The organism is Calothrix sp. NIES-2100 (assembly GCF_963875285.1).
Taxonomy (GTDB): Bacteria; Cyanobacteriota; Cyanobacteriia; order Cyanobacteriales; family Nostocaceae; genus Aulosira.
The window spans coordinates 8,860,356-8,883,177 of record NZ_CAWNLA010000001.1 but is presented as its reverse complement, the minus strand read 5'-3'; the positions used below and the strand labels follow the sequence as shown (position 1 = coordinate 8,883,177).

Annotated in this window: 12 protein-coding genes; 9 read left to right on the top strand and 3 right to left on the bottom strand. The window is 40.5% G+C overall.

The window, feature by feature from the left end:
• Positions 1-76 precede the first annotated feature (76 nt).
• From AACU32_RS36235 to AACU32_RS36225, 3 genes are all read left to right on the top strand, one after another.
• Positions 77-508, top strand: coding sequence for a CAAD domain-containing protein (locus AACU32_RS36235; protein ID WP_096607087.1), 432 nt, complete (start codon positions 77-79; stop codon positions 506-508).
• A 375-nt stretch (positions 509-883) separates the two neighbouring features.
• Positions 884-1,291 carry a hypothetical protein gene (locus AACU32_RS36230; RefSeq protein ID WP_096607086.1) on the top strand — a complete coding sequence of 136 codons (408 nt, stop codon included), beginning with the start codon at positions 884-886 and terminating at the stop codon, positions 1,289-1,291.
• Between the two features lie 129 nt (positions 1,292-1,420).
• On the top strand, positions 1,421-3,667 hold the full coding sequence (locus tag AACU32_RS36225; protein ID WP_096607085.1) for a cation:proton antiporter domain-containing protein: 2,247 nt from the start codon (positions 1,421-1,423) through the stop codon (positions 3,665-3,667).
• A 69-nt stretch (positions 3,668-3,736) separates the two neighbouring features.
• Here AACU32_RS36225 and AACU32_RS36220 read toward each other — a convergent pair whose 3' ends face one another.
• Positions 3,737-9,124 carry a trifunctional serine/threonine-protein kinase/ATP-binding protein/sensor histidine kinase gene (locus AACU32_RS36220; RefSeq protein WP_339378566.1) on the bottom strand — a complete coding sequence of 1,796 codons (5,388 nt, stop codon included), beginning with the start codon at positions 9,122-9,124 and terminating at the stop codon, positions 3,737-3,739.
• 232 nt (positions 9,125-9,356) lie between these two features.
• Here AACU32_RS36220 and AACU32_RS36215 point away from each other — a divergent pair, with 232 nt between their 5' ends.
• A complete protein-coding gene (locus AACU32_RS36215; protein WP_096607084.1) occupies positions 9,357-10,217 on the top strand; it encodes an SGNH/GDSL hydrolase family protein in 861 nt (286 codons plus the stop codon).
• On the opposite strand, the gene AACU32_RS36210 is transcribed toward AACU32_RS36215, so the two are convergent.
• Together AACU32_RS36210 and AACU32_RS36205 are read right to left on the bottom strand one after the other, a co-directional pair.
• The gene (locus AACU32_RS36210; RefSeq protein WP_096607083.1) at positions 10,214-11,776 is read right to left on the bottom strand and encodes a metallophosphoesterase; all 1,563 of its coding nucleotides are present in this window, start codon (positions 11,774-11,776) and stop codon (positions 10,214-10,216) included. The genes AACU32_RS36215 and AACU32_RS36210 overlap by 4 nt on opposite strands.
• Positions 11,777-11,894: 118 nt before the next feature.
• Positions 11,895-12,860, bottom strand: a complete 966-nt coding sequence (locus AACU32_RS36205; protein ID WP_339378731.1) for a YegS/Rv2252/BmrU family lipid kinase — start codon at positions 12,858-12,860, stop codon at positions 11,895-11,897.
• Between the two features lie 637 nt (positions 12,861-13,497).
• Here AACU32_RS36205 and AACU32_RS36200 point away from each other — a divergent pair.
• The 5 genes from AACU32_RS36200 to glgA all read left to right on the top strand — a co-directional run bounded on the left by AACU32_RS36200 (position 13,498) and on the right by glgA (position 22,687).
• A complete protein-coding gene (locus tag AACU32_RS36200) occupies positions 13,498-15,102 on the top strand; it encodes an AAA-like domain-containing protein (protein WP_096607081.1) in 1,605 nt (534 codons plus the stop codon).
• Positions 15,103-15,302: 200 nt separating this feature from the next.
• Positions 15,303-17,876: an AAA-like domain-containing protein gene (locus AACU32_RS36195; RefSeq protein WP_096607080.1), complete on the top strand. Its 2,574-nt coding sequence runs from the start codon at positions 15,303-15,305 to the stop codon at positions 17,874-17,876.
• Between the two features lie 1,224 nt (positions 17,877-19,100).
• Positions 19,101-19,523, top strand: coding sequence for a lysozyme inhibitor LprI family protein (locus AACU32_RS36190; RefSeq protein WP_096607078.1), 423 nt, complete (start codon positions 19,101-19,103; stop codon positions 19,521-19,523).
• A gap of 630 nt (positions 19,524-20,153) precedes the next feature.
• The gene (hemC, locus tag AACU32_RS36185) at positions 20,154-21,125 is read left to right on the top strand and encodes a hydroxymethylbilane synthase (RefSeq protein WP_096607077.1); all 972 of its coding nucleotides are present in this window, start codon (positions 20,154-20,156) and stop codon (positions 21,123-21,125) included.
• Between the two features lie 116 nt (positions 21,126-21,241).
• Positions 21,242-22,687: a glycogen synthase GlgA gene (gene glgA, locus AACU32_RS36180; protein WP_096607076.1), complete on the top strand. Its 1,446-nt coding sequence runs from the start codon at positions 21,242-21,244 to the stop codon at positions 22,685-22,687.
• The last annotated feature ends 135 nt before the right edge of the window (positions 22,688-22,822 follow it).

Sequence of the window (22,822 nt, the reverse complement as noted above, 5' to 3'; positions counted from 1 at the left end):
CGACAATCTAGACTATTATATTGATTGACATTGAATCAATAATCAAAACTCTGGTTAAGAACACAATACAAAAATTATGGCAACCGAACAACCACAAATTGAATTAGCCAACTCTAACTCCACAGAAGCAACTGTAGCTCTTACAGGTGTAGACAATCAAAACTTGCCAAAGCTACCTCCAGCTAGTCAATCTAATGAGCAATGGCAACAAATTGGTGGTCAAGTTTCTGACTTCTTAGCACAGCTTCCGGTATATTTAGGCAGATTTTTTAATCAATATCAACAGCCTTTGATCACTCTAGTTTTGATTTTGTCTGCGATTGTCACACTAAAAGTAGTGTTAGCAATTCTAGGTGCAATCAATGGGATTCCTTTAGTTGCACCAACTTTTGAGTTAATTGGTATTGGTTACACAACTTGGTTTAGTTTCCGTTATCTGATCAAAGCTTCCAGTCGGCAAGAATTAGCTCAGGAAATTCGACATTTCCAAAATCAAATTGTCGGCTAATAAAGATACCGCCACTTTAAGCTATTGCTTTATCTAGAAAACCTAAATCATTCTCTTCAATAAGATCCCAGACTTCTTAAAGAAGTCTGGGATCTGAGCATATCGATTTTCACACATCAAACAGAACTGCTACATGTCGTTAATTTTAATGAATTCGTAGTCAGGACTGAAGTCCTGGATTTTTAAGCACGCTTTGTGCAGACTACAAACCTATCAAACCCAGGAAAATAGGAAAATAATATATATATCTTTGGATAGAGTAAATAGTTGATTATTGTAAGTAATTCACTTCTAAAGATAGTATTTTTATCTAGATTAAAAGCTTAATCTAGTTCAAGAAGTTAATCAAAAAAAAGTTTAACGAGGACTTGATTTATGGCTAATAAAGAAGTTAAGAAAGCAATAGATTCATCCGATCGCGTTGAATCAGATGCATATGATAGAGGTATTATCCCTGCGGAAACCGCTGCACGTAAAGAAAGAGAAGGAGACTCGTACAAAACAGTCCCCACAGAAGAAAGAGAAGCCAGCGCTCCCACCGACGACCAAACCGACCCCCAGAGCATACGCACTACAGACGGTTACACGGTTGATAAAGAAGGTTTATTGAACAACTATGCTGTTGAGCCAGAAATGTACTATGAAGTACCTGGCGATGCAAAACAATCAGCAGAACAAGACACTGCTAACCGTGCTGAGGAACTCATCGAAGCAAATGAAGATAAAGAAGGTGAGTTAACCGACAAGGGTGACAAACGGGGTAGAGGCCCAGGACTCGTTTAGCTTGTTGCTGCAACAATGGTGGAAGGTTGATAGGTATTCTGTAATTGTGATGATGAGGATTTTTGCCTCATCATTATTTTTATGTAACGACTGCAATCTAGCTGCATTAATCACACACTAGTTGAACACATGAATTTACTGCTTAACCTTTTACTTGCGTCTGGCGCATTACCAGAAAAAGGTCTAATTAAGCCCCTTGGTCACCATGAGTTGCTGCTAGTGTTACTGGAATTAGCTTTGCTACTCTTGGTTGCTAGAGGCTTAGGGGAGTTGATGCGACGAATTCAGCTACCACCAGTAGTCGGTGAACTACTTGCAGGGGTGCTGCTGGGCCCATCGGTATTCGGCTGGATTTTGCCCAATTTACAGCATCATATTTTTCCTAAAAGTCAGGTGCAGTCTGATTTGCTTTCGGTTGTTTCTTGGTTAGGTGTGCTGTTTTTACTAATTGTGACGGGATTAGAAACAGACCTAAACTTGATTGTCCGTAAAGGTAAAACAGCATTACTAATTTCCTTGGGGGGTATTATTGTTCCCTTTGCAACTGGATTGGGGTTGGGTTGGTTTCTCCCAGATAGCTTTTTGGCAAACCCTGAGCAAAGGTTAATTTTCAGTCTGTTTATTGCTACTGCCATGAGTATTTCAGCAGTACCAGTAATTGCCAAGGTGTTAATGGATTTAAAGCTAATTCGGCGAGATATTGGTCAGGTAACTCTCGCAGCGGGGATGACCGATGATACCTTGGGCTGGATTCTACTGTCAGTAGTGTCTGGGTTAGCGACCAGTGGTAAATTTGATTTCCCGACGGTATTCAGGTCAATTAGCGGTGCAGTACTATTTTTGGGAATCGCTTTTACCATAGGGCGATCGCTCATGGCCAGAGTGTTACGCTGGGTAGATGATTATATTGGTGGGCCGACAGCTAGTTTATCAGCTTTATTGGTGTTGGCGTTGAGTGCGGCGGCTTTTACTCACCAGCTAGGAATTGAAGCTGCTCTAGGGGCATTTGTCACGGGGATTTTGGCTGGACAATCACCACGCTTTAGCCGTGAAGCTGGTTTGACTCTCGAACTGATTACTGCTGGGTTTCTCGCGCCGATTTTCTTTGCTACAGCCGGATTAAAGGTAGATTTAGTACAACTGTTGGTTCCCCAAACATTTGTCGTTGGCTTGGTGGTGTTAGCGATCGCCTGTGTTGGCAAATTCACTGGTGCTTATCTAGGTTCCCGTGTAGGAGGATTAAGCCACTGGGAAGGAATTGCAATGGGATCGGGAATGAACGCCCGAGGCGCGATGGAGATTATCGTTGCTACCATTGGGGTTTCCTTGGGTGTACTGAATCCGCCGATGTATTCCATTATCGTCATGGTGGCGATCGTTACTTCACTCATGGCTCCGCCTTTGTTACGCTGGTCACTTTCCAAAGTCTCAATTGGTGAAGAAGAAGCCCAACGCTTAGAGCAAGAAGAACTGGCTAGCCGCAGCTTTGTCAAGCGTATTCGCCGCGTATTAGTACCCACTCAAGGCGGGCCTAACGTCAAGTTAGCTGCTCAGTTAGTTAACCATCTAGCACAGCAAAATTCCCTGGAAGTGACTGCTTTATATGCCAAAAGTGATAAAAAGCCTCTACGTAAATCAGTAAATGCCCAAGCAACTGCCGTTCAAGATAATACAGCAGAAACCGCTATTGCTACCGTAGTTGATGAAATGAATCTTCCTACTGGTTCGCTGCTGCAAACCAAAGTTGAATCAGGACAAAATAAGGCTGATGTGATTCTCAAAGAAGCTAATAAAGGCTATGACTTGATTGTGTTGGGTGCAACCGGAAATCAAAGTTCTCGTGGTTCTGTGTTCAATTTGTTAGTTGATCGAGTGGTTCAGGAAGCTCCCTGCGCCACAATGGTGGTGAAGTCGAATTTATCTACAACCGAGTCAACTGGCTATCACAAACTTGGTCATATTTTAGTACCCACTAGTGGCAACGATTACAGCTTACACGGCGTTGAGGTTGCAAGTACAATTGCTGCTCAAACTGGCGCAACGGTCACTCTGATTAATGTCGTTAACCGGACTCAGCGCGAATATGTTTTATTTGAGGAGCAGACAATTCATTCAGTAACAGATATAGCCAAACAGATTGTGCAGCAGCAAGCTGAGGTGGGAAGAGGATTTGGTGCTGAAATCAAAACGGCAATTTTGGCTGGTATTCCCGAGTTTGAAATTCTTAAATATGCCCATACTAAGCAAGTAGATTTGATTGTTTTGGGTAGCAGTATTCAGACAATCACAGGTCGAGTGTTTTTTGGTCATCGTGTAGATGCAATTCTCAATAAAGCACGCTGTCCGGTAGCTGTGATTACTGTCAGTAGCAACTAATATTAATTCAAAATTCAAAATTCAAGATTCAAACATCAATCATTTTTAGGGTTGCATCTCTGTGCGCTCCTAGTCCAATGGCAGGCGGATCACAAACTCTGTACCTTGACCAGGAGAAGAATTACACTCAAGAGTACCACCATGTTTTTCGGTAATAATTTGATGACTGATAGATAATCCCAGCCCTGTACCTTTACCTTCTGCTTTAGTAGTAAAGAAGGGATTAAAAATTAGCTGCTGTACTTCTTGTGATATACCGAGTCCGTTGTCTGCAATCCTAATTACTGCATATTCATCTTCTACTGTTGTTTGAATATGAATAATGTTGGGTTGTTGCTCTAAATCATGATATTTCTTACCTTCATTAGATGCGTCTAAAGCATCAATGGCATTTGCCAATAAATTCATAAACACTTGATTGAGTTGTCCCAGGTAACAGGGAATTTGTGGTAAATTACCATAGTTTTTAATTACTTGAATTGCTGGACGATGAGATTTAGCTTTGAGCCGATGTTGCAGGATCATCAATGTGGTGTCTATCCCTTTATGAACATCGCTAAGTTTTCTTTGCCCATTATCATTCCGAGAATAATTCCGCAATGATTGCATAATATCTTGAATGCGATCGCTTCCTAGCTGCATCGAGTCAATCATCTTCGGCAAATCTGCTAATAAATACTCTATTTCAATCTCTTCTCCATGTTCTTGGATAATTGTCGGCGGATTTGAGTAGTGCTGCTGGTAGAGATTTAAATGAGCAAATAAATCTGCAATGTACTGTTTGGCATTGCAGAGACTACCACTGATGAAGCCCACGGGATTGTTGACTTCGTGAGCAACGCCAGCTACTAGTTGTCCTAGAGACGAGATTTTTTCAGTTTGTACTAGCTGCGCTTGCGTACGCTGGAGTTTTTCTAGGGATTGTTGCAGTTGTTGGGCTTTTTCTTGCTCACGGGCGTAAAGGCTAGCGTTTTCAATGGCAATAGCGGCTTGGGTTGACAAAAGCTTGAGAATTTCTAAGCGATCGCTAGTATATGCATCAGTAGTTAAGTTATTCTCTAAATAAATTATACCAATCAATTTACCTTGATACAAAATGGGCGTACATAAAACAGATTTTGGTTGATGCTGGAGAATGTAAGGATCGGTGCTAGCAATATTTTCTTGGCTAGCATTGCCTAAAATTAAAGCTTGCTGGGTTCTAGCAACATAGTTAATTAAGGAAACTGGGACATCTACACTGCTTTCTACAGGGGTAGATTGCATGATGATCAAAGAATTGTTTTGTTCTTTATCAATGGCTTTGATAAATAACTCACCGTCTTGTTCTAAAATCAAACATCCCTTCTGAGATGCTGTATTTTCTAACAGAATGTGCAGCAGCTTTCTCAAGAGATTATCAAGAATAATTTCGCTGGAAATAGCTTCTGCAGCTTTCATCACCGTTCCCCAGTCTAAGATATTGTTAGTGTTATTATTGTTTGTAATTCTGGTGATATTTTGGAGAGCGGTGATTGATGTTAACCAATCATCAATGATTCCTTGATTACTTTTACCGATAACCTGAGTGCGAGGAATCAAATCTGCATAGCGTTTTTCTAAGTCTGTTACCTTAGCGATCGCTCCCCATTTAATGTAACCATAATATGCCTCTGTCATATAGGTTTTGGCAATTTTAGTTTTGCCCAAATCCAAGTAAAACAGTGCAGCACGTTCGTTTGCCAAAGACTCTTCTTGAATGTAGCCATTTTCGCCAGCGCCAGCAATGGCAGAATCATACAAATTCATTGCTGCTAAAACTTCTCCTTGGACTCTCGCGATTTCTGCGGCTACTAGATCATATTTATGTTGAAAGTTACATGGTGCATGGTTTGCCCAATGCTTGAGTTTTTCTTGATTAGCCTGTACTTGTTCTAAGAGTTGGCTTTGTTTGTCTACTTCAATTTGCGTATAGTTAGCTAATAGCGCCAAAGAATAGTAAAAGTAGTAAACAGAAAGCAATATGATTCCTAAAGTCGCTCTTTGATAAGGAGCAGCTTTTTTGCTGTAATTAATAGCTTGCTCATATTCTGAGAAGATATACAGAATCATTAACTTAGCAATATAAGCGGCAAAAAGTCCTTGATAGTACTTAGGTTGCTCAAACCAGGAGACAATATTTGTCTCATCAAAAATTTCTCCAATTAAATCACAGGTTTTGGCAACCGCACCTTGAAGATTTAAAACTAATTGTCCCCAAATTCTGGCATATCTTACATAAGGCTGTTGTTTTAACTTTCGCAGCAAATCAATATATTGATGTTGACGATTGTTAACTAATTCTAAGTTTTCTCCAGAGAGGAATAGTTGGGTACAATAAGCAATAACTGTTAAGCCAGCATGAGTAATATTCCCAACTTCTAAACCGCTGTGAATACCTTTAATTAAGGGATTAAATGTAGATTTTATATGTTCTTTACCAGGTAAAGCATAGGTAGCAACTACCATGTAGACTTTGACTTCTAATTCTTTAGCTGGATATTGTTCTAATAAGCTAAAAGCAATTTGACCTGAGTGATAAGCAGCAGCCGGATCGCCAATAATAGATTGCAAAAATGCAGTATAAGCACCATAAACATAAGATGCTAATGACGAGTGACCATGTTCTAGGCATAGATTCACCATTGTCAAAACTATCTGGGGATAAATATCCGGTGCAGATTGATAAGCAGCGGCAGAAATTTTGCTGAGAATGCGAATACTAGCTAAATGACATGGATCTGTCATTTCTGGAAAAGTTGCTAAATCTGATAGTAATGGTAGCTGCGGTAAACTGTGGCGATCGCCTGTATAACTAACTAAATAAATTCCTAACATTTCTACTGCTTTTATCCCAACTTTCACAGCTTGAAATTGTTGAGTTTGGGCAATATTCATGTCTATGATCAGTTCATAAACCTTGACTAAATCAAGTAAATTAACTGCTTGCTGAATGACAATATCTGATAATTTCTGCGCTAATTCAAAATTCGTTGTTAAATACTCGGCTTCTGCACCTTCAACATAAATATCTAAGGATAAATTATATTGATATTGCCAACAATTTTCAGCTAAAAGTTCTCGCGCTATCCGCAAATAACTTACAGCGGCTTCATGGGCAGCAGATGCTTTTGCTTTATGTCCAGCAGTTAAATTTAATTGTGCTAATTCATCTTTTTGGGGTTGTGTAGAAAAAAGGTCAATGGCATAATTAAATTGATTAACAATGTCAAAAATGCGAGACTCAATTTCTGATTTTGATTTGCTTTGCAGAAGTAATTGACCAATTTTGAAATGGGTTGCTTGCTTCTGCGACTCCAAAATTAGTGAATATGCTGCTTGCTGGACGCGATCGTGCAAAAAACGGTATGTTATTTGTGAATTATCAAACCCCATCATGTCCAACTCTTCATCGGCAAACAACAGGGGTATGTTGTATTCATTACTCAACGGCAAAATTAATCCCGCCTGTAAAGCAGGTTCCAAAGCCGCAGCCACAAAGAGCGATCGCTGTTCGCTAACTGTGGCTAAAATATTTAAACTGAACCTAGCACCGATACAAGCTGCTAATTTCAGAGTATTTTGGGTAGTTTCTGGTAACTTGGCAATATTACCCGCTACCAACTCCACTACACTCTTATCTGCAATTCCCGTAGCTTGAATATGTTGTAAATCCCATTGCCAACAACCTTGAGCAAAATCAAACTTCAGCAGTTGATCCTGGTGTAAGGTTTTTAAGAGTTGGGTGAAAAAGAAGGGATTACCTTGAGTTTTGTTGAATAATAATTCTGCTAAAGATAGGCTGGTTTTGCCATCATTTAAAGTGTCTGCCAAAATTTGCTGTATATGCTTCAGTTCCAAGGCATACAGCACAATATTTTTGATGACGGTTCCGGCTTGAGAAATCTCCTCTAATGTCTTCAGCAGTGGATGACTACCAGTTACTTCATTATCTCGATATGCGCCAATTAGTAGCAGATATTGAGTATCTGGGTTAGTCATCAGCACTTGGATGAAATCTAAGGAAGCAGAATCAGCCCATTGCAAGTCATCCAAAAATATAGTTAAGGGATGTTCCCTTTGGGTAAAAACCTGAATAAAACTTTGAAATACCTGATTAAATCGGTTTTGGGCTTCTTTTAACCCCAATTGCGGTATTAGGGGCTGTTTGCCAATAATGCGTTCGACTTCGGGAATAACATCAATAATTACTTGTCCATTACCATTCAAAGCTGATAGCAACTTCTGTTTCCAGAGTTCTAATTGAGCATTAGTTTCTGTCAGTAACTGTTGTATCAGACTTTGTAATGCTTGAATTAAAGATGCATAAGGAATATTACGCTGAAACTGATCGAACTTACCACGAATAAAATAACCCCGTTGGCGAACAATCGGCTTGTGAACTTCGTTGACTAAGGATGATTTACCAATCCCAGAGTAACCAGACACCAGCACTAACTCAATTTTCGATTGTGATGCTGCTACCCGCTCAAACGCAGATAGTAACATGAATACTTCTTTCTCCCGTCCGTAGAGTTTCTGGGGGATGAGAAGATTCGCTGTGCGATCGCGTTCTCCTGGGATAAATTTTGAAATAGTACCTTGAGTTTTCAGTTGCTCTAAACACAATTCTAAATCTGCCAATAGCCCCGCCGCAGTTTGATAGCGGTTTTCAGCATTTTTCGCCATCAGTTTGGCAATAATTGCAGCCAAGACTTCCGGTACTTCTGGGTTCAACTGCTGAATGGGCGTTGCTTGCTTGGCAATATGGTAGTGAATTAACTCTAAGGCTTCATGGCTTTGAAACGGCAATTTTTCTGTAAGTATTTCGTAAAATGTCACCCCCAATGCATAAAAGTCACTGCGGTAATCTACACAACGATTCATTCGCCCTGTTTGTTCTGGCGACATATATGCCAGTGTACCTTCCATGTGGTTGGGATTGGTGATTTGCGGCGTTTCCTTATCTAACCGTGAAGCGATACCGAAGTCGGTGAGTTTAACCTGCTCAGATTGAGGATTGATAATGATGTTAGCAGGCTTAATATCTTTGTGGACGATATGGTATTGATGCAGAGAGTCAATTGTTCTAGCTAGTGAAACTGCGATGTTCAGGAAACAGAGGAGAGAAGGTTTGTGCGTTGAGAGCCATTGTTTGAGACTAATACCGCCAAAGTCTTCGCAAACCATCACCAGACGATGTTCATAATCTTCAATGCGATAAACTTTGACTACGCCTGCTAAATTTAAATTTTCTCTGATTTTATATTCGTGTTTGAGCCGAAAAATCTGTTCTAGGCTAGGATAGTCAGCTTTGAGTACTTTGAGAATTACTGGTTGTTGGTTCGTCTGGGAGGTTCCTCTGTAAACAATGGTGTCTATCCCCTCATGAACAACTTCTTTGACTGCATACCCTGGTATCCCGAACAATGCCGACACTATATTTTTCCTTTTTTATAAAAATATTTTTATATCTATAGATTGCCCTTATAACAATCCTAAATAACTATAGCAAGTAAAGAAATATAAATTAGTCTGTCAATTACTTAAGAAGGTAAATAGCCTGATCATCAGCATTTTCAGGCAATAAACCTATTAAGAAAATTTTTGTGCTATACATGTATCCAAATTATTCTTCAATTTGTTGATTATCAGGAAGTATTGCGTAAATATGACACAGCAATTTCACCGATCAGAGCTACAGCATTTCAGCAATCTTTATATTTTTGGTGACAGTTATTCGGATACTGGCAATGCTTTCAATACTACTGGCGGTGTTTTAGCCGCACATCCCAACTATCATGGGCGATTTTCTAATAATCTTCTCTGGATTGACTATCTAGCAGAAAGCTTAAAATTAAGCCTACAACCAAGTACAGAAAATAATTTAAACAATCATAGTATCAATTTTGCTTTTGGAGGCGCAACAACAGGGCTAGAAAATTTATTTCCTGCGGTGATCCCAGATTTACCAGAGTTACCTGGATTGCAACAACAAATACAGTCATATATCAGCCGCAAACAACATAGTCAGCCGAATGCACTATATATTATCTGGGCTGGTGCTGCGGATTACGCCCCTTTTGTCAATGGCGTTCCTCAATATAGCGACACTACGACTACTATCAGCAATATTTCTACAGCTATCAAAGATTTAACTGAAGTCGGTGCAAGAAATATTTTGTTAGTCAACGTTATTGATATTGGTAAAACACCTCTAGCATCAGAAGTAAATCAGATTACAGATTCCCATCTAGTTAGTCAGGTAGTAGAGAAACATAACCAATCTTTGAAGGAAATTGCTTATATTTTTGAAGACAAAATTAATTTGATGTTGTTCGATGTCAAGTCTGTTGTGAATGACGCGATCGCACATCCGCAAAAGTTTGGCTTTACGAATACAACTCAAGCTAGTTCGTTGGTGGAATCCAGCAATCCAGATGAGTATGTATTTTGGGATATGGTACATCTCACCAACAAAACCAACCAATTAATAGCGGATGCAGCTTTAGCAATATTATCCAAGCGCTAAATCTCAAACCCTGCAATTTCGCGATCGCACCACTCCCGCTGATACCATTCAGCCACCAAAGGACGGACAATAAACTTAGGCTGGCGATCGCCTTTGACATCAATCCGCAGACAAGAGTAAGGTCTGTGTTTGTGGGAACCCTGTCCACTCCGTCCTAGAAACAGCTGCGATCGCGCTACTAATTTCTCTTCATCCCCCCTAACTTCCGTCAATTCTGCACCTTCAGGTCGTTGGCGGCGTAAACTAAAACCACTTCCACCACAAACAATCCAGGGGATATGAGAATCAGCGTGTCCTGTGTCTGCTGTTTGCAGATATTCTAAGCAATGGGCGTGACCGTTAATTACCAAATCAACTAAAGGACGATTTTGAGTCAGGGAACCTAATTTTGCCGCTACCGCATCGAAAACTCCACGCAAACGGTTACGAATCGCTAAAGTTTGGGCTTGTTGCCATTTTGTCGCTTCAGTAACATAGGGAGGATGGTGAAAGAAAATTATCCTTCCGCGCACTTCTTGCGTATTCCAAGATTCAATTAATCTCTGCTTTAACCAGTCTAGCTGTTCGATATCAGTCAGTAGAGTTTTGTTAGGATCTAATTGCTTTTCGATATCTACAATAATTTCTTCAATTTGGGTGAGTTTAACTTGCAAATCATCTAATTGTTCAGCATCCTTGGAGTTGCTAGGATTGAGAATTGCTGAATCTGCCATAATTTGCTGCTTTTCTTGCTCTAAATTAGTGCGGCGTTTCTCTAAAATTCTGCGATCGCTATCACCTGCTTGAGTTTTTGGCAGTGGTGGCGGATCATTAAATGTATTAGAATCCAATGCAAAGAAATCAATTCCCCCGTAACGAAAAGTATAATAACGATTTGGCAACCGGGTAAAGCTTCCTGGTTGATAGGAAAGACAGCGACCAGTGTCTGTTTTAATCGTATAATGCTCGTCTAAATGACGGGCTAAATCTCCCGGAAACTTAAAAGCGCAGAGATAGTCTAAAAACGCCCGCGCATAAGCATCACCTGTTCCTGAACCATATAAACCGACATCCAAATCTAGCCGCGATTGCAATAAGCGCCGGATGGGTAAAGTACTAATAGAAACTAAGCCAAATAAAAGTGGTAAATCATAGTAATCATGATTTCCCGGTACAGGTAAAATCGGGAGATTGAAAACCATTTTGTCATAGGCAATTTTCTTTGGCTGTTCTCCACCGACGAGAAACTCTTGGTAAGGCTGGATAAAGTTTTGTTGATAGTATTCTTTCGACCCCACAAGATAAATTACATCACCTGTATGCAACATGAAACGGCATTCATGATGATGAGGTAGCATCAGTTCAGCAACCTGTCGTTGGGGGTTATGTCCCTTGTGCGTCCCGGAACCACTATCGCCGACAACCAAAAACGAAAACTCCGGATCATCTGCATGACCATCTGACAGTACAAACTGAGTTTGGTCAATGCGACGTTCTAGAATTAGCGGGTCTTGCCATTTTACCCGCTGTTGCATCTTGCGAATTTTTTTTGCGATCGCCGGATCAGAATATAGTTTCAATAGACTTTACTCCTCAATTGGTTATGGGGCATTGGGCAATACTCATTACTCATTACTCATTACTCATTACTCCTCCTTGTCCCCCTTGTCCCCCTTGTCCCCTTATCCCCTTGTCCCCTTACTCTTTCAACTCAATTGTCAAATTAGGCAGACCATCTAGTTTTTCTATCAGTACATCTTCTTCTACTAGTGGGACAAAAATTGTCAAGCCCTTTGGCACACACCTGACTTCAATTGGGGTTGTACCGATGATTTCACCATCTAGGACAACTTTTTGTGGTGGTTCTGTAGTGATTTTAAATTGTTTGGCGCGTAGGTAGCCAATATCATCACGTTCCACTGCATGACCCGCAGAAGCAGTTTGAAAGAGATGATATGTAGCTGCGATCGCACCTGCTTTATTCACTGGAGCTACAATTGTCAAATCTAGCAATCCATCATCATAAATAATCCCTGCTGGCCCCTGAGCTAAAACAGAAGTGGGAGGTGCAGCATTGGCGACTGTGACAGCCGCCGCGCTAGTTTTGATGATCTTGTCTTCTGTCTCAATTTCGACATCAAAAGTTTCAAAATCCCGCAATTGCTGAAGTCCAGCTAAGACATATGCCATAATCCCAAAGCGATTTTTGGCATCTCGGTCTGCCTTTTCTACAGTTTCAGCCTCAAAACCCACACCTACCAGCAAAACCATTGGCAAATCGTTGCAGTAAGCTATATCTACATTCCGAGTTGCTCCTTGCAAGATATTTTCACAGGCGGCTTCAATGGTGTCAGCAATGCCTAAAGCAGTGGCAAAAGCGTTTGCCGTACCTCGTGAAATAATCCCTAAGGGAATCCCTGTATTGACTACAGCCGCTGCTGCTGCCGAGAGTGTACCATCACCGCCCGACGCAATAATTTCATCTACCCCACGCTCAACCGCTTCCTTTGCAAGTTGGTCTGCACCAATTTCTTCGGTAGTTAGGTAAATATCTAAATCAATTTCTGGCTCTAGTATTGCCCGAATCTGCTCCAGTTCTTGTTCTGAATCACCTTGACCAGCAACGGGATTAAAGATTAGGCAGGCGGAACGCTTCATAGGAATAAAAGTTAAGATACAAGATCATAAAAATATCAAATTATTAATACCATACCTATAAAATCTCTACTTCCTCCTGATGGCTAGTTCCTTGTCTAGGGACAGCCAATTTTTTAAATACCCAATAAATTTGTAGTGCGAGCGTCTCGCTCCATGAATGAACATCAGCGAGCAAGATGCTCGCACTACGGAATATGGGTAATTTATAGCGATTCTCACTTGAATGCAATACAAAATTATATCGTTGCGCGTAGGGGCACGGCACTGCCCATACGTGTCAACTTAACGTGAAACCCTTGCCAAGATATGATTTGATACAAAATCACGTACCACCAAGATCCGCGCTACCCCACCCCAGTTTTGCTGACGCAAAACGTCCCCTCCCCGTTTACGGGGAGGGGATTGAGGGGTGGGGTAAAATGCCTGTGGAATAAGCGTTTTGACTTAAGTTGACACCAATTGGCACTGCCGTGCCTAAGACAGTGTATTGGACTCAACCGAAAACCGCTATATTTCTTGTAAGTCCCCTAGCAAACTGCCAAGATTATACCGATGTTTGCCTTAGAGTCCGAAAAACCCCATACTCAAAATGTAGATATCTGCCAGTTTAGCCTGACTTTTGGACTTCTGTGGTTAAAATCTCATGATGAGTAAGCAAAATCAAACTCGGAAAATCTTACTTTTATCCGCAAATCCCAGAGGTAGCAGTCAGCTGCGTTTGGATGAAGAGATGCGCGAAATTAAGGAAGGGTTGAAAAGGTCAAAGAATCGTGACCAATATTTCATAACCACAGCAGAAGCATTACGCTACAGGGATATACACCGAGCGATTTTGGAATCCGAACCGCAGATTATTCATTTTTCTGGACATGGCACTGGAGAAAAAGGTTTAGTATTTGAAGATGAATCGGGTCAAATCAAGTTAGTTGATGCTGAAGCTTTAGCTGGGCTATTTCAATTATTTGCTGACCAAGTAGAATGTGTGGTTCTCAATGCCTGCTACTCTAAATACCAAGCTCTGGGAATATCTCAACATATTAATTATGTTGTCGGCATGAGTCAAGAAATTGGTGATAAAGCAGCCATTGAATTTGCTGTAGGTTTTTATGATGCACTAGGCGCAGATAAAGGTTATGAGTTTGCTTATAAGTTAGGTTGTAGCTTGATTCGTGTAGCTGGAATAGCAGAGAATCTGACACCTAAATTAATGACGAAATCAGATACAGTATCGTTAAATTCTTCAACAAAGGCGACGACAATATATATAGAAAGACCGCCAATTGAGGAGAAATGTTGTGAGGCAATTTTACAACCAGGGGCGCTGATTCGCATTAGATCGCCGCAGAGGATGGGGAAAACATTGCTGTTGGAGAAAGTACTCAATCATGCGAGAGCGCAAGGTTATCAAACAGCAAAATTAGATTTAAAACTTGCTGATATTAATATTTTGGCTGACACAAAAACATTTTTGCAATGGTTATGTGTTAATGTGTCAGACAGCCTAGAACTAGAACCACAATTAGATAAATACTGGCAAGAGGTTTTTGGGCTAAATAAAAACTGTACTCGTTATTTTCAAAAATATTTATTAGGGGCTAGTGATAGTCCTTTAGTTTTAGCTATAGATAATTTTGAGCGACTATTTGCATATCCAGATATTTTTCCCGAATTTTGTTTATTACTGCGGGGATGGTATGAAGCAGCTAAACAAGGAGACAAAATTGGTAATCTCTGGAAAAAACTGCGCTTAGTGGTAGTTCATTCCACAGAAGCGTATCCTTCCTTAGACACCAATCACTCACCATTTAATGTAGGATTTGCAATTGAGTTACCTGAATTTAACCTGCAACAAATAGAATCTCTTACCCAGCAGTATGAATTAGCAGATAAGTTGGGACAACAAGATTTAAATAAGTTGATGAAGTTAGTAGGCGGACATCCTGATTTAATCCAGCAAGCAGTTGCTTACCTCAAAAATCCCCAAGCTACCATAGAAGAACTTTTGCAACTTGCGCCAACAGAACAGGGAATTTTTAGCGACCATTTGCGACAACAATTGTGGCATTTACAACATAATTCTCAGCTTGAGTTAGGGTATAAAAATGTGGTCATGGCGAATGCGCCTCAACGTTTAGATACTGATGTTGCATTCAAGTTACATAGTTTAGGATTGGTAAAACTTTCAGGTAACGATTGTATTCCCAGTTGTGAATTATATCGTCAGTATTTCTCAGTCCGTTTAGGGTAATATCGGGAGTATTCCAAATGTGTAAAAACATATTTTGTCATTGCGAGCGTAATGAAATGAAGCGAAGCAATCGCAGTAGATAGACTTTGCGATTGCTTCATTCCGCTTCCCTTCGGGACGCTCCGCGAACGCTCCATTCGCAATGACATTCAAAAAAGTGGGATGCTCTCCGATAACAAATGACAAATAACAAATGACAAATGACAAATCATCACTATCAATTCTCTGGAAGTCTACCAGAAAATGCCAGCACCTACGTCACCCGCAAAGCTGACAGTGATTTGTATGCAGGACTAAAAGCAGGAAAGTTTTGTTATGTATTAAATTCCAGACAAAGCGGAAAGTCTAGCTTGCGTGTGCGCACCATGCAAAGACTCAGAGAAGAAGGTGTACAATGTGCAGCAATTGACCTTTCCGCTGGCGGGATTCAAAACGTCCCACCCGAACAATGGTATGCAGATTTAATTGATAATTTAATTGAAACTTTTGACTTAGATGTAGATTTTGGTGATTGGTGGGAGACTAATCAGTTAAATTCGCTAGTAACTAGATTTCGGAAGTTTTTAGAAGAGATATTACTTGTTGAAGTTAAAGAAGATATCGTTATTTTTATTGATGAAATTGATAGTGTACTCAGCTTAAAATTTCCCACAGATGATTTTTTTGCCTTGATTCGCGCCTGTTATAACAAGCGGGTTGATAATCCTGAATATAATCGCCTCACCTTTTGTTTGTTGGGAGTCGCATCACCTAGCAATTTGATTGAGGATAAACAACGCACTCCCTTTAATATTGGTCAAGCTATCTCGTTGACTGGTTTTCAATTGCATGAAATTGAGCCATTAGCAAGGGGTATGTCAGGGAGATTTCCTAACCCTGAAGTAGTCATGAAGGAAATTTTATCTTGGACAGGAGGACAACCATTTCTGACGCAAAAACTGTGTCAGTTGATGATTGAAGAATCTCTGCAAGACAAACCTCGGACTGTTGAGCAGGTAGTGAAGTCTCGGATTATTGAAAATTGGGAATCTCAAGATGAGCCTGAGCATTTACGAACAATTCAATCCAGAATTTTGCGCGATGAGCAACGGGCTGGATATTTACTAGAACTGTATCAGCAAATTCGCTTGCGGAATGAGCAATCTGAGATTACAGCCGATGATACTTTAGAGCAAAGTGAGTTACAGCTTTCAGGATTGGTTTTTAGGCAGCAAAATAATTTAAGAGTTTATAATCCCATATATCAAGAAGTTTTTAATCAAAATTGGATAGATAATCAATTAAAAAATCTGCGTCCATATTCAGAGACTTTTCGCTTTTGGGTGGCTTCTGGAGGAAAAGATACATCAAGATTATTGCGGGGAAAGGCTTTACAAGGCGCGGAAGCATGGGCTAAGGATAAGAGTTTAAGTTATCAAGATAGGCAGTTTTTAGCAGCGAGTAAAGAGCAAGAAATTCAAGAAGAGATTGCTGCTAAGGAACAAGAAGCTGCTTTAGAAAGAGAAAGACAGGATAGAGAAGCAGCAGAATATAGAAATAAATTACTTAGTGAAGCTAATCGCAAAGCTAAAAAACAAATTCGTAATGGAACTATTATTTTAGTTTTGACTTTATTGGGAGCAGCAATTGCAGTGATACTGGCTGGAAAAGAAGTCAAAGAAGCGCAACAAAAACTTAAACAAACATACACATATGTAGCATATCCCCAACAGCTAAGAGAATTGGCGAAAAAATTTACCCTGAACTCAGAAGAAGCTCAGTTGATATCCAAACAAGCAGCTATTAAAATTAAAGACGCTCAAATTGAACAAGTTTATCTCCACGCTTCTAAATCATTAGCTTATCAAAAACTAAAAGATTGGAAGTCAGCAGAAGAATCTATCAAACAGAGTATGAACTTTTTAAGGGGATGGAAAGAGAATAAGGAGAAAAGAGAAAGTAGAGAATCAAACAGTGAATTCTTGCAGACAAAAATATTTGCATTGAATGTTGAAGGCAATTTACTCATTGAACAAAAAAATACTCAAAAGGCAATAGAAGCTTATCAAGAAGCGTTCATACTCCTTCAAAGCAATAAAATTAGCGCTTTTAAAGCAGAATTTTTTATTGTAGATCTGGAGACTGTTGAATCTGTATATCGAAAACTTTTTAATTTATTAGCAGATCAAGATCCAAAAAATTTAAACCTGGAAAGGGTTCGGGAAGCTTTAAAACAGCACCTTTTTCTTGAATTGGAATACTTTTTGAAAGCGAAAAAATGGCAAGAAGCTGACCAAACAACTTTGCAAATAATGCTTTTGGTTGCTAATAGAGAACTTGAAGGTTTCCTTGATTACCCACAGATAGAGAATTTTTCCTGTCCTGTCCTTAAACAAATTGATGAGTATTGGGTGCAAAACTCAGAAGGACATTTTGGTTTCAGCGTCCAAAAGAATATTTGGGTAGATACAGGAAATAGACTGGGTATTAAACCAGGAGATTGGAATTCTAACCATATGAAAAATTACTTTCGCTTTGTCAGTGCTGTCGGATGGTATAATTACAAAAAAAATAATGAAAAAGAGTCCGACTGGGTGCAATACAACGAGTATCTGAAGCGTATAACAGAAAACGCATACGACCCTTCAATGAGGGGTGGATTACCACTTCCTACAGGCATGGAAGGGTTGGGGTTAAATGAGATTGAAATGGGTAGGGGGGTAGTCTGGGCGATAGGAGGGGGATATCCTTTTGGTGGGCATCTCCTCTCTCGCGTTGCGATTTGTAAACTATAAAAATATAGTGTGATTTGTTGGCTAAAAACTTGCATCAACCAACAATGCAATCTCATCCACTGACAAAGCCATTCTACCGGGTGACAATGCGATTGCATCGAGTCACAATTCAATTGTATCGGGTGACAATTCAATTACATCGACTGACAATGCGATCACATCAACGATAATAGAGACAGTACCAGCAATACATTTAAAGGTGTAGGTTGGGTTGAACGCAGTCAAACCCAATACCAATAATCCCCGGTTTTGTTGGGTTTCGCAAAGCCTCAACCCAACCTACAAAATACTGACTTTTATAACAATGTGATCGCATCGCTAACAATGCCATTGTATCGGCTGACAATGCGATTGTATCGGGTGAAATTGCGATCGCATCGACTCAGATTGCAATCAGATCGACTTTGATGACGATCAAAACGACTTTGATGACGATCAGATCGACTTTGATGACGATCAAAACGACTTTGATGACGATCAGATCGACTTTTATTGCGATCAAAACGACTTTGATGACGATCAAAACGACTTTGACGACGATCAAAACGACTTTTATTGCGATCAAAACGACTTTGACGACGATCAAAACGACTTTTATTGCGATTTGTATCGAGTGACAATGCGATCGCTCTGTAGTTGATTAAGTTTTTTTATTTGCCCTAGAATCCGAAAAACCGGATAATTGAATATAAGCCAAGCAAAGCAAAGCCGATGAAAATAAATCGTCGCCTGTAGGGGCACGGCATCGACAATTTTCTGGTATATACAATAATCTTACTGGTGCCGTGCCCCTACGAAAGGATCTGTGGTTAAATTACCTGACAATTGCTGTAAAGCGTGTGTATCTGCTAATACTGATGTCATTAAACAATATCCCTAGGAAAATTCCCCCACATTTCTTGGCGTGCATTAGCAATATCTTCTTCTGTAATATCTACCTTTAAATCAGTACATAAACCTCTCACACTGAGTAAAGCAGGTTTTTTATTTGTTTTTTGGTACAGAAATTCTGCAAAATCTCATAATTCTTGTTGCTTATCTATAGGTAGCTGCCGCAATTTCTCTAACACAGCTTGTTCAAGATTCATAATATTTCCCCATGATTATGCCATCGCATCGGCTCACAATGTCATTGTATCGAGTGACAATGCCATTTTATCGACTCACAATGCGATCACATCAGCTTTATGCTATTTTGATGCATACACGTAAATTTTAAATATCATGCATCGTTTTTTACTACATTTTTTCAGTATTCTCGCCCTCAGCAGTTTGTCTGTCGGTACTTTGGCAATGGCAAGCACAACACCGGAAACCTCAAAGATACAGTTAGCCCAAAAGCTCAACTGTAATAACGCCCAAAGTCAAGCCGAAATTAATCAATGCGCGCAGATATCCTATCAAAATGCTGATAAAAAATTGAATCAAGCTTATAAACAACTGCTGCCAACTTTATCTAGTTCCAGAAAACAGAAATTAATTACTGCACAGCAAGCATGGATTAAGTTTCGTGATACCAGTTGTCAATTTGAAACAAGCCAATATGAAGGAGGCACTATTGCACCGACTATTTATTTTGGTTGCTTAGAAAAGACTACACAACAACGTACTCAACAATTACAAGAATACCTCAATCCAGAGCGTTAATACTGAAGGATGAAGGGTGAAGGGTGAAGGGTGAAGGGTGAAGGGTGAAGTATGAAGTATGAAGGGTGAAGGGTGAAGGATGAAGGGGACATCCAATTTTTTAAATACCCAATAAATTTGTAGTGCGAGCGTCTGGCTCGCTGTTGTTCATTCATCGTGCAAGATGTGTAGTGCGAGCGTCTGGCTCGCTGTTGTTCATTCATCGTGCAAGATGTGTAGTGCGAGCGTCTGGCTCGCTGTTGTTCATTCATCGTGCAAGATGTGTAGTGCGAGCGTCTGGCTCGCTGTTGTTCATTCATCGTGCAAGATGCTCGCACTACGGAATATGGGTAATTTATTTTTTGTAAGTCCCAAGGGTGAAGGGTGAAGGATGAAATTAACCTAACTATTAAGGGGTGGGGGTTGAATTGAGCAAAAAGCTTGATTTTTTTGATTGGAATGCTTGTACTCATTTTCACTTCATCCTTTATCCTTCATCCTTCATCCTTTTTTCATCCTTTATTTGGTAAATAAATGTAAAGAAAATCGAAACTAAACTTAACCGAAATTAAGCAATTAGCATCCGGTAAGTCACTCACTGCGGTAGTCTAGATGAGAGTGAATTTATCGCCTTGTTTGACATTTTGTTTTATGACTTCAGCTGTTTCCAGTCCTGCACGCACAATCCGCATTGGTTCTCGTAAGAGTCAACTTGCTCTAGTTCAAACCTACTGGGTGCAAGAACAACTCCAAAAAAGCTATCCTGATATTGCTTTTGAAGTCCATACCATGTCTACCCAAGGCGACAAAATCCTGGATGTAGCATTAGCCAAGATTGGTGATAAAGGATTATTCACCAAGGAATTAGAAGTTGGGATGCTCAATCAGGAGATTGACTTTGCGGTTCATTCCCTGAAGGATCTGCCAACTCATTTACCAGAAGGGTTAACACTAGCAGCAATTACCGAACGGGAAAACCCAGCAGATGCTTTGGTATTGCACGAAAAGCATAAAGGGCTGCAAATTGATACTTTACCAGCAGGTGCGGTAATTGGTACATCTTCCCTACGGAGATTAGCACAGTTACGTAATAAATTCCCCCATTTTACATTTAAAGATGTGCGGGGAAATTTGAATACACGCATGGCTAAATTAGATGCGGGTGAGTATGATGCTTTGATTTTGGCAGTTGCAGGGTTAGAGCGGTTGGGAATGAGCGATCGCGTTCACCAAATTCTACCAAAAGAAATTTCGCTTCATGCTGTAGGCCAAGGTGCATTGGGTATAGAATGCCGTGCTGACGATACAGAATTGATATCTCTGTTGAAAGCTATCGAACATCCCCAAACACGCGATCGCTGTTTAGCTGAACGCGCTTTCTTACGCGATCTCGAAGGTGGCTGTCAAGTACCTATCGGTGTTAACACTGAAATTAAGGGTGAGCAATTAACACTAACAGGCATAGTTGCTAGCGTTGATGGGCAAAACCTGGTTAAAGACACCGTTACCGGAGAAGCCAAAAATGCCGAACAGCTAGGTACAGAACTCGCCAATCTGCTGCGTCAACAGGGCGCGCAAGCAATTTTGGATGTAATCTTTACCGAAATCCAAAGAGGTTCTTAAGCTACTCCGCAACCTGATATGGTTAGATAAGTAATCAGTGAACAGTGAAAAAGTGATAACTGAGTAACTGAAAACTGAATCACTGTGTAGGCAGAATCGGGGAAACACATAATACCATGCGGATTCTATTTGTTGCAGCAGAGGCAGCTCCCGTTGCAAAAGTTGGCGGAATGGGTGATGTTGTCGGAGCATTGCCCAAAATCTTGAGAAAAATGGGGCATGATGTGCGGATATTCTTGCCCTACTATGGCTTCCTCCCAGACAAAATGGAGATTCCCAAAGAACCCATCTGGCGGGGATATGCCATGTTTCAGGATTTTGCTGTTTACGAAGGTGTTCTCCCTGGTACTGATGTTCCCTTGTATTTATTTGGACATCCCGCCTTCTTACCCCGCCGCATTTATTCGGGAGATGATGAAGATTGGCGGTTCACTTTGTTTGCCAACGGTGCAGCGGAATTTTGCTGGAATTATTGGAAGCCAGAAATTGTCCACTGTCACGATTGGCATACAGGAATGATTCCTGTGTGGATGAATCAAGATCCAGATATCACCAGTGTGTTTACCATTCATAACTTGGCTTATCAAGGGCCTTGGCGTTGGTATTTAGAAAAGATTACTTGGTGTCCTTGGTATATGCAAGGACACAACACAATGGCAGCGGCGGTACAATTTGCCGACAGGGTAAATACAGTTTCTCCCACATACGCCGAGCAAATTAAAACACCTGCTTACGGTGAAACTATAGAAGGTTTGCTGTCTTTTATTAGCGGTAAGTTATCTGGGATTATTAACGGTATAGATACCGAAGTTTATAACCCAGAAAACGACAAATTTATTGCCCAAACCTTTACTACTGATACCCTAGATAAACGTAAAGCCAACAAAATTGCTTTACAAGAAGAAGTAGGATTAGAAGTTAATTCCAATGCCTTTTTAGTTGGCATGGTAACCAGGTTAGTCGAACAAAAAGGCTTGGATTTAGTTATTCAAATCCTCGATCGCTTCCTGGCATATACTGACGCGCAATTCGTATTGTTGGGGACAGGCGATCGCTACTACGAAACCCAAATGTGGCAGTTGGCATCCCGTTATCCCGGACGCATGGCAACGTATCTACTGTATAACGATGCCTTGTCTCGTCGCATCTACGCAGGTACTGATGCCTTCTTAATGCCTAGTCGGTTTGAACCCTGCGGTATCAGCCAAATGATGGCTTTGCGTTACGGTTCCGTGCCCATTGTCCGGCGTACAGGCGGGTTAGTTGATACGGTATCCCATTTCGACCCTGTAAATGAAGCAGGTACTGGTTATTGTTTTGACCGATATGAACCCCTAGATTTGTTCACCTGCATGATCCGCGCCTGGGAAGGTTTCCGTTTCAAACCCCAATGGCAGGAATTACAAAAACGCGGTATGAGTCAGGATTTCAGCTGGTATCAATCTGCCAAGCAATACGTGAAGCTGTATAGATCAATTTACGGTTTACCAGAAGAAGAGGAAGCACCTCAACCAGAGTTGGTGCTAAACGAGGCGGAGGCGGAGGCGGTAGCTAGTAGCTAACAGCAGCTGAGTCTCTTCGCCATGCGAAGAGACTCACCTACATATAGCAATCCTATTTCAGTTGTGAAAAATATCGGTTTTGACTGTTGACTGTTGACTGTTGACTGTTGACTGTCAACAACCCTACATGTAATA

What these genes read in the sequence shown, in the direction of transcription:
- AACU32_RS36190 (WP_096607078.1), top strand. Translation starts at nt 19,101, where the DNA reads ATGCATCGTTTTTTACTACATTTTTTCAGTATTCTCGCCCTCAGCAGT.
- AACU32_RS36230 (WP_096607086.1), top strand. Translation starts at nt 884, where the DNA reads ATGGCTAATAAAGAAGTTAAGAAAGCAATAGATTCATCCGATCGCGTT.
- AACU32_RS36225 (WP_096607085.1), top strand. Translation starts at nt 1,421, where the DNA reads ATGAATTTACTGCTTAACCTTTTACTTGCGTCTGGCGCATTACCAGAA.
- glgA (WP_096607076.1), top strand. Translation starts at nt 21,242, where the DNA reads ATGCGGATTCTATTTGTTGCAGCAGAGGCAGCTCCCGTTGCAAAAGTT.
- AACU32_RS36215 (WP_096607084.1), top strand. Translation starts at nt 9,357, where the DNA reads ATGACACAGCAATTTCACCGATCAGAGCTACAGCATTTCAGCAATCTT.
- AACU32_RS36235 (WP_096607087.1), top strand. Translation starts at nt 77, where the DNA reads ATGGCAACCGAACAACCACAAATTGAATTAGCCAACTCTAACTCCACA.
- AACU32_RS36200 (WP_096607081.1), top strand. Translation starts at nt 13,498, where the DNA reads ATGATGAGTAAGCAAAATCAAACTCGGAAAATCTTACTTTTATCCGCA.
- AACU32_RS36195 (WP_096607080.1), top strand. Translation starts at nt 15,303, where the DNA reads ATGACAAATCATCACTATCAATTCTCTGGAAGTCTACCAGAAAATGCC.
- hemC (WP_096607077.1), top strand. Translation starts at nt 20,154, where the DNA reads ATGACTTCAGCTGTTTCCAGTCCTGCACGCACAATCCGCATTGGTTCT.